Here is a 15,915-nt window from a genome sequence, read left to right as displayed (position 1 = left end):
CCAAATAGTATCAAAGAATTATGACTATGTTGTGAATCAATGGTTAAAAATTATCTAAATCTATATAAACAGTCAGTCTTTCTTCCATCATTGAAAGAACCGGTAAGAATAATTGACCCATTTGCATTAACCTCAGCCTTGCCTACAACCGCTGAGTAATCGGATATATTTGTTATATAGAATACATATACATCCTCTTGGAAGAAATATTCATATCTCTCTTCTGGAGAAAGATCCTCTTCTACTTCCTCGCAGCAATCTCCTATGTCTATAAGGAATCTGCCAACATATTCTCTATCCTGTCTACTGTAGGTTATGGTATATCCATCTTCCTCAGGAAATTCTTTTTGAAGCTCCTTAAGAGCCTGATTCTCATCAGCTAATGCAGTTGCCTCATACTGGCTTTTTCTAACTGACTCTTTTTTATTGTAGGTTGGAAGGCTAAGCCATACACCTAAAATATATATTTGTATAAATAAAATCAGGGTTAAACAAACTATGCAGCTGTATTGAAATACATGCTTTGCCCTAATACTTTTATACCATTTTGTTGTCTCTGATGATTCTACAGTATCCACTTTTTCTGGAATCTCATGAGAATTTTTTGACTTAGATGACAAAGAGCTAAAGAAACTTTTTACTCTACGGAATAATTTATTATCAAAAAGCTTTTTTAAATTAAATCGCCCAGTTTGTTCAATCTCGTTTTTATTTTTAGCATATTTGCTTTCTAATATGGATTTCAGACAGGCAGCGCAAGCCACTCCATTCTCAGCCGGCTTACCGCATATAACACAAGTATCCTCATGCTTAACATCGGAAGCTATATCAAATATCCTAGTCTTAAATCTGGTGCCAAAGACAGAAGTTAGAAGCTTTCTCTCATTTTCCTGACGGAGAATCTCCTCCACCACAGACATATCCTTAAAGTCATATTTAGTTGTAAGCTTTGCTATGTAATAAAGCTCCTGCCTTAACTTATCATCTGCCATCAGTTTTCCTCGTTATTCAAAAAATTATTTGTGCGCTCATCTATTCCTTTAAAGCACAAATAAGCAAGTAGTTTGTTGTCCTTATCCTGAATCATACCAGCAAAGAAAATGCCTTCCTTTATAACCTCTGCCCTGTTAATCTTCGCAGTGACCCTAAGGCTAAAGTCAGAATCATTTGCTGTATCAGCAAAGTTTACCTCTACCAAATCTCCGATTGTAAATAAATTTTGATTGCCTATAAATGAGATGCCTGCATCACTAATATCAATAACTGAAACCGACATGCGCTTCAAATCATCTTTAGTGGCAGAGCCCGGTCTATGAACATTTACCCTCTCATCTACTCTTCGCTCGCTAGAGGCTGCAATAGTACCAAAATTTTTGGAATCCACAACGTAATAATCAACATCTCTGTAATTTACAAGCTTTACCAAAACATTTTTCCATACAACCCTTCCACCAGATAATGGATCAATGCAATGTAAATTAAAACGCATACTCTTAGGCGAGCCAGCAGTAAAATCTACTACCATGCCATTATATACGTACGGTTTTAACAAAACTCCTGTATTATCGTTGGTACCAACAACTTCTGTTTTAATCTCAAAAGAAGATCCACCGATTAGTACTTCAAGAGTAACCTCTTGGTCCGCAGTCAACTGATCGATTGTCATATTTCATAACCCCTTTTATTATCTATGCTCTAATTATACTTAAAAGCCCACCGCTTTCATTTATTTTCGGTTATTTTTTATAATTTTTTAGCAGCTTCAACCACATGCTTCACCAAAATACTAGTGGTAACTCCACCTACTCCGCCTGGTACTGGTGTAATAGCATCAACAATAGGCTCAGCCTCGTCAAATTTTACATCTCCACAGAGCTTGCCTTTTTTGTCATTCCAACCAATTCCTACATCAATAACCACCTGTCCTGGTCTTAAGTACTCTGCGCCTACGCTCTCCATCTGACCAGATGCAACCACTAGAATATCCGCATCTTTAGCCTCAGCTGGCACATCTACTGTTCTAGTATGACATATAGTAACAGTAGCATTCTCATGCATAAGCATCATAGCTACAGGACGACCGATTACAAGGGAACGTCCGATAACAGTAATCTTCTTTCCAGAAAGTGGAATATTGTAATACTTTAATATTTCAACTGCTGCCTCTGCTGTACATGGGGCAAATCCTTCGTTATTCCCAGTGAAAACACCTGCAAGAGAAATATCAGTACATCCATCTATGTCCTTACCAGGAGAAAGTAGCTTTCTAGCCTTCTCCTCATTAATATGCTTAGGAAGTGGTCTAAACATGAGAATTCCATGTATAGTTATATCTTCATTTAATTCTTGTAGCTTTACAAAGAAGTCCTCTTCAGATACATCTGCAGGCAGTGCAAACACTCTAGCTTCCACGCCAACAAGCTCACATCTTTTAATTGCGCCCTTCTCATAAGAGATATCATCTGCTCTCTCGCCCACTCTTAAAATAGCAAGTGTTGGGGTAACGCCCTTTGCTTTAAGAGCAGTTACGTCTTCAATCATTTTCTCGTTAAGAGCTTCAACAACTTCTTTTCCCTTTAGTAATGTAGCCATAAAACCTCCAGTAAACTATAGTCTATTAAATACATCAGAATAAATGTCAGCAGCCTTTTTAGTGTACTCAGCCACAAGGGAATCTACCTTTTGATTTAAATCCTCTGCATATTCCCTATCCTTCATGGATTTGGTGTTAATTCTTACATTGATAGCCGCTCCCTTAATAGCACCTTCAAGCATTGCAACACCCGTAGCAGCATCACTAATCATAATCACTGAACCCTTGTCAGCAAATTCCCTCTGTAAGTCAACCGCCTGACATGAAAGCTCAAGAATCTTAAATGGAACTGCCGCTGCGTCCTTAAGACATTTTTCCATTATCTCATTCCTTGATGGGTCATCAGATGGAATGGCATAAGCCTTTGAAAGAGGTTCAAATGCGATAGCATCCTCCTCTATACACTTAAGAAGCTCCACTCTAAGATCCTGTGCCCGTGCCATCAGACCCTTGATTTCATCTTCAACATCAGCATACTTTTTCTTGCCTACAGTAAACTCTCCAACCATATCCCCAAGGGCTATAGCAACAGCCCCTACAAGAGCCGATGCACCACCGCCTCCAGGCACGGAAGTCTTTGATGCCAGTGCTTCTGTAAACTCAGTACATGTCATTTTCTTAAAATCCATAATTATTCTCCTATAAATAAAACAAGACTCCAGAGCATTGAATAATCAATGCCGTGGAGTCACTCATTCCTTAATATAATCAAATATAGTCATCTGATTGGCATCAGCCACCAAGTTATTGTACTGTTCTTTCTCCTCTTCAGTGAGTTCCCTGTGAAAAACATAGGTCTCTTGGTGAATCGAACCATCCATATCAAAAAACAATTGTCTATATGAAATGTTTTTGTCCTCAAACATTGTCCATTGCCCAATCTATATAGTAGTAGGCCAAAAACTCAGCCAAGAACAATTTTATCATAATAGAAGAAATTTTCAATGTAGATATTAATATCTAAGGAAGTTCTATGCCAAATTCACTAGGTAAAAATCTAGGGCATACATTGTCAGATGTAACAATAACTGATGCAGCAAGTGTAGAGCCGATTTCACATGCCTCTTCCAATGTCTTTCCATAAGTAAGACCAATTGTAACACCTGCAAAGAAAGAATCTCCTGCGCCTGTTGTATCCTTTACATCTACCTTTCTAGCTGGAACAAATCCAGTCTTGCCATTGATATCCGCATATACGGCACCCTTACCGCCAAGAGTTACTATCATCTTTTGAATCTGAGCGCCCTGAATTTTCTTAGCTAAAATCTCCTGCATCTCTTCAGGTGTCTTCTGTGAATAATCATCCATGAAAAGAATGCCAGCCTCCTGCTGATTGCATACAAAACACTCAACATTCTTAAGAAAATCTCTACGCTCTACTGCAATACTCATATTAGAAACTGCAGCATAAACCTTGAGATTGTATTTTTCAGCGTATTTAAATACACGCTTGATAGTGTCCTTTTCCATATCTATCTCAAGGGCAATACTATCAGCATCACCAAAAATCTCATCACCCTGCTCATCAAGGATATCATTGATAGCAGAAAGATCTGGCCTCTTGGAAATAGATGCAACCACATCACCATGGTTATCAAAAACAGCAAGCCACTTGCCCATGCCATCAGGAGTTCTACGAACAAATCGAGTATCTACCTTGTGATTGTTAAGCTTTTCAAGGACACCTGTGCCTATTCCGCTTTCGTCAACAAGACTAACAAACTTTGGGCGAAGCTCTACATTAGCAATATCCTCAACTACATTTCTACTAACACCACCATGAACCTCTTCTACTGTACCAACATTTCTACCAGCAGGTATATAGCTAGAAGTAGAATGGCCCTTTATATCTATAAATACCGCACCTAAAACTACGATTCCCATAAAATATAAATACTCCTTTAATGAAAATTTTTCGCTAATATCATAGCATTAAAAAAGATTTATGAATAGCATAATAGCAAATATTTGTGTACAATTATTGATACTTAAGGTTAATAAACTAAGGTAAGGATTAAAAAATGATTAAAGTTGATTTGATAACAGGTTTCTTAGGAAGTGGCAAAACTACTTTCTTAAAAAAATACGCTAGGCACTTTATGGACCAGGGACAAAAGGTAGGCATACTGGAAAATGACTATGGTGCTGTAAACGTAGATATGCTCCTACTCAACGAATTGAGAGGCGACAACTGCGAGCTAGAAATGGTTGCTGGTGGATGTGATGCGGATTGCCACAGACGCAGATTTAAAACAAAGCTTATATCCATGGGAATGAGCGGCTACAACCGAGTTATAATTGAGCCATCTGGTATATTTGATGTAGATGAATTTTTCGATGCTTTAAGAGAAGATCCTATTGATAGATGGTATGAAATTGGCAACGTAATCACTATCGTAGATGGTAATCTAGATGACAATTTATCTGATGATTCCGATTTCTTTTTGGCATCCCAGATTGCCAATGCAGGAATCATTGTCCTCAGCAAGACTCAGCTTGCTACACCAGAAACAATCAGTGGTACTATCTCCCATCTAAAAGCGGCTGCCGAAAAAGCGAAGCTTTCTAAGGACATAGATGGCATTATATTTGATAAAAACTGGGATGAGCTTACAGACTCTGACTTTCAGATGATTTCTAATTGTGGGTACTCCACCCATTCATACATTAAAAAGCTAGGCACTGATGACAGCGGCTATAAAACCGTCTACTTCCTAGAACTTAAAATGAATAGGGAAACAATAAAAGACAAAATAACCACTCTAATGAGTGATGATTCCTTTGGAAAAATACTTCGCGCCAAGGGATTCTTTAGGGAAGATGAAACATGGTACCAATTTAACGCCACCAAATCTCAATTTGAGCTGACTACCATGCCTGTAGGCCAGGAAGTCTTTATAGTAATCGGCGAAGACTTAGATTCTGATAAAATAAAAGAATTTATGGAATAAATAAATCGGAGTGACGCGATTCGAACGCGCGGCCTCTACATCCCGAATGTAGCGCTCTACCATCTGAGCCACACCCCGATATGCTGCAGGAAGCCCTGCAGCTTTTTATTTAATCGGAAATTACTCTGTAATATCTATTTTCTCGGTGAAATACAGTCTGGCACCAAAATCTGGGAAATATCTCACCCTATCGTCATAGCCTGTGCCAATAAAGCTCTGTGCCAGCTTAACTCCTGCATTATTAAGTGTAGCTCCGCTGGCCTTAATATCCTCTGTCTCTCCCGGCATCTTTACAAATTTCGCTACCACATTGTGGAGAATACCATCCTGCTTGATATGGATAGGGGCCACTGTATTTACCAAATCTCCAAATCCCTTTAGATTGTATTCAAGCTTGCGACCATAAAAATGATATTTTGCATTCTCATCAAGGCCTGCCTGCTCAATTCGTAAATACGGATTGTTAGGCTGGACCTCTCTTTGCATCACCATAGTAACAGCCTGTGATTTATCCCTAGAGACAATGCTCCACTCACAAATGTTACCACTTTTAAGCCTATAGAAATCACCAAATTGAAGAGTTTTTCTATATTGTTTATAGAGCTCTATCTGTGCCTCAACAGAAGCTACATCTTCCGATTTTGCATCATTTAAATTAAGCTCATATCCTAGCACTCCAAAACTTGCAACAGCAAATCTTGATTCCATCGGTGTGATTCTAAGAGTCTGATGATTAGGACATGAGGATACATGAGCTGTATATGTGCTCTGTGGATATCCATAGGAATAACCATTTTGAATATCAAGTCGACTAACTGCATCAGTATTATCGCTGGCCCAAATCTGAGGGTAATAACAAAGGACTCCTAAATCAAATCTATTGCCACCAGAGGCACAGCCCTCTATCAATAGCTCTGGAAAACGCTCTGTTAATGTTTTTAACAGTCTATATAGTCCCAGAACATATCTGTGAGAAACCTCTTGCTGCTTTTCTGCAGGCAAATATTTTGAATAGTAATCAGAGAAATTTCTATTCATATCCCACTTAACATAGGAAAGACCTGGTGTAGAAAAAACGCTACTCATAACATCAATGAGATAATCCACAACTTCAGGATTACATAAATCCAAAATCCTCTGATTTCGACCTTCAGCATGATTTTTACCTGGTATATCTATTGCCCACTCCGGATGTTTCTTGTAAAGCTCAGAATCCACATTTATCATCTCAGGCTCAACCCAAAGGCCAAACATAAGCCCTAGGTCATTAATCTTTTTAGCCATTCCTTCTAGGCCACTTGGAAGCTTCTTTTTATTTACAATATCCCAGTCTCCAAGCCCTCTTTTATCATCATTCCTCTCACCAAACCAGCCGTCGTCCATTACAAATAATTCAATACCGACTTTTTTAGCAGCCTTGGCAAGTTTTACCAATGATGACTCTGTAAAATCAAAGTATGCAGCCTCCCAACTATTAATAAGAATAGGACGCTCCTTCTTTTTCCAATTTCCTCTTGTAATATGCTCTCGAACAAATTCATGCATATTCAGGCTCATTTGCCTGTAACCAGCTGCTGAATAAGTCATCACAGCTTCAGGTGCCTCAAATTCCTCCGAAGGTTCTAATATCCATGAAAAGTTTCTTGGATTAATGCCGTAAGCAACCCTAGTCTTCTCCCACGGAGATACCTCTACCGCCCCATAATGGTTGCCTGAATAAATCAAATTGTACCCATATACACTGCCAGATATTTCTGTAGCATCTGTATCTGATACCATAAAAAATGGATTGCTTCGGTTAGAGCTAGTACCTGTAAATGAAGAATTGACAAACTTGCCAGCAGAAAGAATAGTATCTGATTTATTCATCTCACTTGTCCATTTGCCATGGAAGGATGTAATCTTCATTCCTGCATGATCAAAATCCATAAGCATGGATAGCATACGAGTCAACTTAACTTTTTCAGAAGATGTATTAATAAATTTTGCAGAGCGGCTAATCACATCGCAATCCGCATATACGTAGTATGAAAGAATCAGAGTAAATCCATTATTGGCATCTACCATTTTTACATTAAGAGTCTCTACGTCCCTCTTTGAGCCATACGAGCCAGGCATAGTATTAAACTCTTTCTTTCCAGAAAATGTCTCATAACTATCATATATAAAATCAAGAGATGTGCTTCCATCAGTGCAAATTGCCTCTATCATAGGCTCTCTGAAATCCCCCTTGCCAACGGCTGATGTCTCAAGCCTCACATCCTCAAGAGTCATTTCTGGGTGAGCATTATCATATAAAACAGTATTTCCTGGAGCAAAGGCACGCTTTTCTGATAAATTTTCTCCATCCTCAGCATCAATGAGGCTGCCATAATATAAATGCTCCAGCTGTCCCGTCTCCATCACCTTAAAAGCATAAGTGGTATTTTTAGTATTTAAGAAAAAGTATTTTCCATCAGCCTTTATCATTTTTCTTCTCCTATAAGATAAAGATTTCTAACGTGATTTAAGCTCTTCTCCAATCTCCTGCAGCTTTTCATCAGTCAGTATATATTTTTTGCTAAATATAAAATATGCAATCACAAGTACAGCAATAGGTCCCACAGTCATAACCGCTCTAAGCCCCATTACAGAACTGTTATCAATTAACTGAGTCTCCCCTAAGGTATACATCTTCTGCACTAGCCCCTGAGAATCAAGAGCCGATGTGCTATCTGCCTGAATATTAAATACTGCAAGGCAAATTGAAGCTACAAGTGCAGCTATTCCTGATGCCAACTTAACTACAAAGGTCTGCATGGAGAATATTACTGACTCATCTCTTCGATTGTTTTTAAGCTCACCATAGTCAACAGTATTTGCAAGAAAAACAGTGACTACAACATTTAACAATCCAAATCCCGACATAATAAAGAATCCCGGAACAAAGAATGCAAATACATTTGTCACTCCTGATAAGACCATCACTAAAAGCACAATATATCCTATAATCTCCGCAAATACACAAATATAAAATATCTTCAGAGTGGTAAATGCCTTGCGCAAAAGAGGAAACAAAACCATCATAGCTAAAATCTGCATGCCTCCTGCGAAGGTGTTGAATAAGGTGTAGTTACCCCTCCAGTTGCTACCTGCCAAATCATATTTAAAGAAATAAATCAAAAGATTTGATGTGATAAAAAGGGCTGTGTTTACAAGAACAATTGTGGCAACTATTGTCATTGCCTGGTCATTTTGAATCAATGCCCTAAACATCTCACCTATTGATGCTGTCTGCATATCAACAGTTGATTTTTCCTTGACGCAGACACATGTTATTGTGATAAATAAAATAAATAGAATTCCAATTACAATAGTGAAATATTTAAAACCTAGACGCTCTACTTCCATGTTGGATTTAACATCTATAACTACTTCACTATCTAAGTTTTCTGTCATAGTCCAGTACTCTTCAACTGGCACATAAAGAACGACAGTCACATAATTAGAGTCAGCTGAATCTATTGCCACTTCAATAGCTGAATCTCCATCTGATTTTTCAAAAGTTACATCATCTGTTTGAAATGAATAATCTGAATTATCATTTTTTAAATAAATAGCACCATCAAGTCCTGTTTCCGGCTCATCCACACCTTCAAAGAAACGCTTGCTTCCTGTAACGTTTAAAGTAACCTTGCTTCCATCCATTTGCATGTAGTTATCTGTAGGATTACCATCCTCATCCCTGCAAGCAACATAATAGTTAAGGGAATGGGTTTTACCTGAATATACTTTTACTATATTGTCATCACTTTTAGATGCTGCCAGTGTACCAAGAGCCGCCACCGCCATAACTGTCACTATTGTGATAATAGCAGAGCCAACACCTGCACAAGAACGAGCAAGAGCAGAAAGTCCCTCACGCTCCTTGCCACTTTCTGTAAATGCAGGAACCATAGACCAATATGGAATATCCATCATTGTGTAGGTCACGCCCCACATAATATATGTTACAGCTGCATAGGCAATCATACCGCCAGGTGTAGCTGAAGGTGGTGCTGCAAACATCATTATCAAAAGCACCGCATTAGTTATTGTTCCAATCATAAGCCATGGTCGAAACTTTCCCCATCTTGTTTTTGTCTTTGCAACAATAACACCCATAATAGGATCATTAAACGCATCAAACACCCTCGCCACGAGAAGTATAATACCCATTGCGATAGCGCTGACTCCCATAATATCCTGAAAAAAATAAAGCACATATGATGCAGAAAGCATATATACCATATCCTTGCCAACTGCACCTATTCCATAAGCAAATTTTTCTTTACCTGATAAATTTCTTCTCTCTCCCATTTCTAACCATCCCCTTATTTATTTTTCATCTCCATAGCCAATTCAATGACCTTATATGCTCCATCGTAGAGTCCAATGGATTTATTTACTTTTATGCTTTCACACATATCATTTAAAAGCTTGCCATCTTGCATAAATAAATCAATCATCTGCAATGTATGTGGTATGTCTCTACATTCAAGAGTTCCATCTCCCATTTCTGCAGAATGGATTGCTCCCCACATTTCATGCTTTCCAACACGCTTGATAAATAGTTTTGGAACAGGATAAAATGCAAGCTCTGAAGGCTTAGTTACAAGCACATCTGCACTCCTCATTAAAAGATTAGTGCAGTATACGGCCTCAAATATATTTTCATGATAAAATCCATGAATTCCAGTAACTTCTCCATCAATGGCATTCATTGCAAATTCTGATGTTTTATCAAACTCATTAAAATGTTCTGTAGAAATCTGTGCCATAGATGGAATCTCTTGAATCAGCTCATCCCACACATTTTTGTAATCGCCAACATTTACATATAAAGCTGCTCTATTCTCATTTATTGCCGGAAGCAAATAATTGATAATCGCTGCAAAAATTTCTTTTTGAGCTCCAGCACCACCTATGGTCAGAAGAAATCTCATAGGCTTGCCCTTTTCCTTACGAGCCATTCTTGCCGCACAATCTGCCTCAATATTACTAACCAATTCATGGTCAATATAATGGCCAACATATGCCAAATCCTCATTCGGCATAGGATTACATACCTTTTTTCCATTCATTCCATTTAAAATCCTATATCCCATATAGGCGTTTTTGCACTGAATGGTATGTAGGGCACCTTCTGCAAAATGAAGGGCCATTGGCCAATTATCAGGAATAGCATTTACAACGTATTTCATTCCTGCATGAACAGCAGCCTGGGCCGGCCACACATGTGTGCCAACCACAGGAATATCTTTCGGCACATTCTTATAAACATTTGCCATCAACTCAGCATTTTTCTGATCCGAAGCATTATAACTTAGCTTTCTAAATCCCTCGTAATTAAGAGGCTCCCAAACAAGCTTGTTAAATAGCTTGTTTTTAGAAAGTCGTGAGCCAAGGGAATAAAGCTGATTTTGCTGGCTAATTACCTTGGTGCATGTAGTCTGTGGATATCCATTTAGATCCATCCAATAGGGAATGTATCCCATAGATTTAGCAGCAGAAGCCATGGCCATAGAAATTCTATAATGGCCAAATCCCATACGAATATTTCCCACGATGATGCCTTTTTCCCGGTCAAACTGCTCCAAGGATTTTCCATCCTTCAAAAGTACATCATAGACACCCAGAGAATCTCCAATTCTATCATTCTTTTCGATTACTATGTTGTAATCTACATCAGAATCGTCTCCGAATTTTTTGATACTCTTCTCTTTTGTTTTGCATGCTTTCCTATAATCCTTGGCAGAGATTTCGTTGCCAAAAATCACCTTACTCTTATCCATATTTATACTCCTTAATATCTTTAATTAAGACATTCCACCGACATGCTAATCTTAACTGGCTCAAGTCCCTCAGAAGAAATAATCAACTGCCCGTCTCCATCCTTACCTTTTGACTTGATATATACTCCAGTACAACCACCGGCTGCAGAAACCACCTTAGGTCCAATTATCTCTAGAGGCCCCTCAACCTCAAAGCTAATTGGTTGATTAAAGTAATAGAGCTGATTATCATTTTGGTCTACTAACTTTATTCTCACATGTGATACATCATAGGTGTGAAGCTCTGTCAAAAGTGTGTGACTGGCCTTAGCTTCAATCCTTGGAGATGTAGCAGCCTCCTTTGTAATGGTCTTTACTACCTGATCATTTTTAATTGCTTCAAAACGATATTCTCTAGATTCTCCACCCCAATCGCCAATGAATTTGTTATAAATTGGAACCGCCTTAGAAGGGCTAATCCTATGAATGACCACAAGTCTAAATGCTAGCCATGCAAGTGAAGGTGTTATCTTATACCCCTTTACAGCCACCTCATTAAGGGCTTTTTTAATAAGCTTAGCCTGCCTTTTGGTAAAGCTTCCATCTTTTTCTACCGCATCTCCAACATAGTCATTAATCAAAATTGGACCATGTTTCAAATTCTTGTATTCACTGTCCTCTGGGAAATATTCCTTAATCAGCTGGTCGTTCTTGTACATCTTCACAGAATCAGCATTTGTAATAATGTATGAACGCCCTCTATTACAAGCTGGATGCTCGCCTATATCAAAGCTACTTGTAACCTCCAGTACATTTTCTGTCTCAGAAAAGGCTGAGTAAACAGCGGCTGCCAGCTTTGGATTTCTAAACATGTCCATGACACCGTGATAGCAAATCCTGTCACCTGCCCCAAAATCCTTGTGGGTATTATAGTCAAACATACACCAGCCAAATGAACCAGCAATATCTATCTCACCTGCTATGGCATCTAAAACATTGGCATGTCTAATTGCATGTTCTTGCCTATGTTCCTCGTCGTCAAATGATTTCGTAGGATACATGTGACCATTGTACTCACTCACAAGATATGGCTTATCTTCATCAGAAGTTATATCTGCCTTTTTTGAACATCCCTTATTATCTCCTGAATGAACAAAATCATTGTAGGTATATACATCTTCTAATAGAGAACTCTTAGCATGGGCTCTAACCCCTCCTGTCGGTCTTGTTGGATCACAAATATGCGCCATCTCGTTAGTTCTCTTATAAAAATCATCATCGTCAATCGATTCGTTTATACGAACTCCCCACAAAATAATGGATGGATGATTTCTATATTGAAGAATCATTTCCTTTACTGTATCTACTGCTATGTCCTTCCATTTATCTCCACCAATATGCTGCCATCCAGGTATCTCGGTAAAAACTAAAATACCAAGCCTGTCACATTCATCGATGAAATACTGAGACTGTGGATAATGAGAAGTGCGTACCGAATTTACAGCAAGCTCTTCCTTTAAAATCCTAGCATCAAGACGCTGCATTGATTCCGGCATGGCATAGCCAACATATGGAAATGACTGATGCCTATTCAAGCCCCTTAGCTTTACCCTTCGACCATTCAAAAAGTACCCAGTCTTTTTAAACTCTGAATTTCTAAAGCCAACTGTTCCCACATGTTCATCAAGCACCCTATCCTCATATACAATCTGAGTCTTCACCTGATATAAATGAGGGCTTTCTACGTCCCACAATTTAACAGTCGTAGGCGCCGAAGTAATATTTATTAAATAGCCTTCCTCTACCTCTTCGATATTTCCAATAGGCTGAGAAAGCAAAAGTGTATCGTCCAAATACTGCCTTACAAATATCTGCTCTTTTTCTGAAAGCTTAAAAATATTCTTTGTTAAAAGACATTCTGATTTAAGAATACCCTGCACTTTCATCATTTTAATCTGCTTAGGAGAACGTTTATTAGTTGATATTCTTTCAAGAAGAGCCGGTTGTAGAAATACGTCTTTGAAATGAACCTTCTCCATTACCTCAAAATAAACGTCGCGATAGATTCCCCCGTAGGTCATATAGTCAATCACATATCCAAAAGGTGGTTGATCAAGAGTCTCATTAGAATCCACCTTTACAGTGATAAGATTTTCATCCCCATATTTAAGAACTTTAGAAACATCACAAGAAAATGCTGTGTAGCCACACTCATGGTGGCATACATGCTGACCATTAATATATACATCAGCCAGATGTCCCACTCCTTCAAAAGTAAGTTTAATTGCCTGCTTTTCCCACTGAGGAGGGGCCACAATAATCTTCTGATAGCAAGACACCATCTGGTATGTAGACTCATCAAAATATGAAAGTGGTGTCTCCTTTACCGTATGAGGAAGGCTAACAGTCTGGCTATCCTTCATAGGCATTCTTATCATATCTTCTGTAAAAACCTCATTGAATTTCCATTTTCGGTCTAAGTATATTCTCTGTCCCATTATTCGTCCCTTTATTTTGCAATACCATCTACCATAACATCTACAACTTCGGCTAAAGCCTGCGGATATCCCTTACCATTCTCCTGAAGAAAATCTCCCATCAAAAGCTTATCGATGCAAGCTTCATACATGAGCTTTATGATATTCTCATCAATTTGACGAATCTCGCCATTATCCATGCCTTTTTTAATTAACTCAAAAGTCTTATCCCAGCCGCTGTCCAATCTATAATTAAGCTTCTCATAAGCCATAGGATACTTTTCAGCCAATTGATGCATAGCAGTATAATCAAAACCATAGTGAGACTCTGGAAGAACCGCCAGTATCCCTCTGATTTTTTCTATAGTAGAAAGACTATCATCATAATATATTTTATCCTCTGCTTCTTTGATAAGATCAAATGCATAATCAAGCATCTCACACATCAACTCGTTCTTATCTCTAAAAACAGTATAGATAGTCTTCTTGCTCATCTTCATTTCTGTTGCCAAGTCATCCATTGTAAACTTTGGCCCTTTTGCTTTAAATACATTAAGAGCGCCTTCTAAAATTCTCTCGTTCATCTCTCTTTCTCCCAAAACTAGTTTAGCGGAATTCAGTTTCCATACTTAAATTTTAACAAATTAGGGAAACTAACTCAACGCAAATACGTTTATACATTTTTCACAATTTCTTCGCAATGTTTTTGTTGACAAATCACAGTTTAGGCTTTATCATATCCTTCGGTAAAAAGAAAAGAGATTAAGGAGGAAATAAGAATGTTCGAAGAAGTATCATTCCAGATGTACACAATTTATTCAGATTATGAGAAGTATTGCCACAAGCAGAAAAAGGAAGGCAAGGAGCCAGTATCATTTTTCAAGTACGCTTTTGGACAGTACTAAAATTTATTAGATTACTATGAAATTTATAAGACCGCAGGACAACCTGTGGTCTTTTCTTTTACATTTACAGTTATCTAGCCTATCTGCCCATCCTATCTAGATAGTATTTCTTAAATATTTAGCTTGATTATCTTGGCTATTGGGGCCTGGCATAGCTATTGTGGTCTGGCCGGCTTAGCTTTTTACCCTGGCTATCGTAAAATAATCTCATATATACCACTATGGTCTCTTTTGTGATAAACTCCATAGGATTTAATTATGAAATTATCACTAAAAGTCTAGCGAATACATGTAGTATGACTTTTTGCGATAAAATCAATAATTTAGATTTCATTTTTATCACAAAAGTTGATCTAAACGGTAAATGAAATTTTGCGTGCGATAACAGCTTGAAAATAATAGTTTTATATATTTATAGCCCCATCATTTTAAGCGCAGTTACAGCATCCTCATATGAAAAAGGTCTATCTTTAGTTTCAAATGTGATATATAAATTTTTTCCAGGAATCAATCCATTTTTATAGTATATACGAATCTTTTCAAGTGCAGCCCTAGCATAAACCGGATCATCCATCCTACCCAAATGTTCCCAGTATATAATTTCATTTGTATTTGGATTTAGAATCGTAAAATCAGGATAAAACTTAATATTTCCCAGCTCTAATTCACCTTCATATCTGTATGGCAAGCCCCTCTCTGATAGTACAATATCAATAAACACTTCTGACTTCGATCTAACAGTATTTCCTGATGGACATTTAAATACTAATTGCTCAGGATATTTAGGATTTCTATTGTATTTCTGCACTTTCCAAGTCTGAATTATTTCATTCTCATCATAATTATTTTCTGATGGATAAAATAATTTTCTATATCTGACATCCTCCAAGAATTCTTGTAGTTTAGTTGCCTCTATATAGTATTCTCCCTCGCGATTCTTTAGATTCTCTTTCTGCTCAAGTAATGCATTTCTCCTTAAGCAAAGAAATTTCTTTTCTACAAGCTTCTTTGCAAATATAATATCCTTCTTAGATAAGTATTCTCTCTTTGAACCATTGAAATAATACCATCGAGAAGAACCATTATTAGGATATACTTTAATATCCCCTGCAGGCAAAGAAGACAACTTCTCTTCAATTTTATTGATTTCATTATTTATAGCATCAATCTGCTTTTCATAGTATTGTTTTATTGTTT

General features: G+C 37.7%; 14 protein-coding genes, 1 tRNA gene and 1 pseudogene. 2 read left to right on the top strand and 14 right to left on the bottom strand.

Annotated features, from left to right (window positions below; all coding sequences use genetic code 11):
* Nucleotides 1-50: 50 nt before the first annotated feature.
* From BLP50_RS02400 to BLP50_RS02380, 6 genes are all read right to left on the bottom strand, one after another.
* Nucleotides 51-992 carry a hypothetical protein gene (locus tag BLP50_RS02400; RefSeq protein WP_090150410.1) on the bottom strand — a complete coding sequence of 314 codons (942 nt, stop codon included), beginning with the start codon at nt 990-992 and terminating at the stop codon, nt 51-53.
* Entirely contained in the window at nt 992-1,666 is a 675-nt protein-coding gene (locus BLP50_RS02395; RefSeq protein WP_090150407.1) for a PilZ domain-containing protein, read from the bottom strand. The genes BLP50_RS02400 and BLP50_RS02395 overlap by 1 nt, the downstream gene beginning before the upstream one ends.
* Nucleotides 1,667-1,743: 77 nt before the next feature.
* Nucleotides 1,744-2,592, bottom strand: coding sequence for a bifunctional 5,10-methylenetetrahydrofolate dehydrogenase/5,10-methenyltetrahydrofolate cyclohydrolase (locus BLP50_RS02390; protein WP_090150404.1), 849 nt, complete (start codon nt 2,590-2,592; stop codon nt 1,744-1,746).
* A 15-nt stretch (nt 2,593-2,607) separates the two neighbouring features.
* Nucleotides 2,608-3,222, bottom strand: a complete 615-nt coding sequence (locus BLP50_RS02385) for a cyclodeaminase/cyclohydrolase family protein (protein WP_090150401.1) — start codon at nt 3,220-3,222, stop codon at nt 2,608-2,610.
* A gap of 63 nt (nt 3,223-3,285) precedes the next feature.
* On the bottom strand, nt 3,286-3,459 hold the full coding sequence (locus tag BLP50_RS14265) for a hypothetical protein (protein WP_163927124.1): 174 nt from the start codon (nt 3,457-3,459) through the stop codon (nt 3,286-3,288).
* Nucleotides 3,460-3,553: 94 nt separating this feature from the next.
* Complete coding sequence (locus BLP50_RS02380; RefSeq protein WP_090150399.1) at nt 3,554-4,477, bottom strand: carbohydrate kinase family protein; 924 nt, start codon at nt 4,475-4,477, stop codon at nt 3,554-3,556.
* Nucleotides 4,478-4,614: 137 nt separating this feature from the next.
* Between BLP50_RS02380 and BLP50_RS02375 the strand changes: the two genes are divergently transcribed.
* Complete coding sequence (locus tag BLP50_RS02375) at nt 4,615-5,544, top strand: GTP-binding protein (RefSeq protein WP_090150396.1); 930 nt, start codon at nt 4,615-4,617, stop codon at nt 5,542-5,544.
* A gap of 5 nt (nt 5,545-5,549) precedes the next feature.
* On the opposite strand, the gene BLP50_RS02370 is transcribed toward BLP50_RS02375, so the two are convergent.
* From BLP50_RS02370 to BLP50_RS02345, 7 genes and pseudogenes are all read right to left on the bottom strand, one after another.
* Nucleotides 5,550-5,622, bottom strand: a tRNA-Pro gene (locus tag BLP50_RS02370).
* Nucleotides 5,623-5,664: 42 nt separating this feature from the next.
* Nucleotides 5,665-8,013: an alpha-galactosidase gene (locus BLP50_RS02365; protein WP_090150393.1), complete on the bottom strand. Its 2,349-nt coding sequence runs from the start codon at nt 8,011-8,013 to the stop codon at nt 5,665-5,667.
* A gap of 27 nt (nt 8,014-8,040) precedes the next feature.
* Nucleotides 8,041-9,375 (bottom strand): MFS transporter, encoded by a 1,335-nt coding sequence (locus tag BLP50_RS14620; RefSeq protein ID WP_090150955.1) that lies wholly within the window; start codon nt 9,373-9,375, stop codon nt 8,041-8,043.
* Nucleotides 9,355-9,882, bottom strand: a pseudogene (locus BLP50_RS14615) (MFS transporter); the annotation flags it as partial. The gene BLP50_RS14620 and the pseudogene BLP50_RS14615, both read right to left, overlap by 21 nt.
* Nucleotides 9,883-9,896: 14 nt before the next feature.
* A complete protein-coding gene (locus tag BLP50_RS02355; RefSeq protein WP_090150391.1) occupies nt 9,897-11,357 on the bottom strand; it encodes a DUF6937 domain-containing protein in 1,461 nt (486 codons plus the stop codon).
* Between the two features lie 20 nt (nt 11,358-11,377).
* Complete coding sequence (locus tag BLP50_RS02350; RefSeq protein ID WP_090150387.1) at nt 11,378-13,834, bottom strand: glycoside hydrolase family 2 protein; 2,457 nt, start codon at nt 13,832-13,834, stop codon at nt 11,378-11,380.
* An 11-nt stretch (nt 13,835-13,845) separates the two neighbouring features.
* A complete protein-coding gene (locus tag BLP50_RS02345) occupies nt 13,846-14,397 on the bottom strand; it encodes a TetR/AcrR family transcriptional regulator (protein WP_090150384.1) in 552 nt (183 codons plus the stop codon).
* 195 nt (nt 14,398-14,592) lie between these two features.
* Between BLP50_RS02345 and BLP50_RS14540 the strand changes: the two genes are divergently transcribed.
* A complete protein-coding gene (locus BLP50_RS14540; protein WP_278335185.1) occupies nt 14,593-14,718 on the top strand; it encodes a hypothetical protein in 126 nt (41 codons plus the stop codon).
* A gap of 412 nt (nt 14,719-15,130) precedes the next feature.
* On the opposite strand, the gene BLP50_RS02340 is transcribed toward BLP50_RS14540, so the two are convergent.
* On the bottom strand, nt 15,131-15,835 hold the full coding sequence (locus BLP50_RS02340; protein ID WP_090150380.1) for a hypothetical protein: 705 nt from the start codon (nt 15,833-15,835) through the stop codon (nt 15,131-15,133).
* Between the last annotated feature and the right edge of the window lie 80 nt (nt 15,836-15,915).

The sequence above is a fragment of the Pseudobutyrivibrio sp. AR14 genome (genome assembly GCF_900101325.1).
Lineage (GTDB): Bacteria > Bacillota > Clostridia > Lachnospirales > Lachnospiraceae > Pseudobutyrivibrio.
The sequence above is the reverse complement of the archived record's forward strand: the minus strand, read 5'-3'. Positions and strand labels throughout refer to the sequence as shown.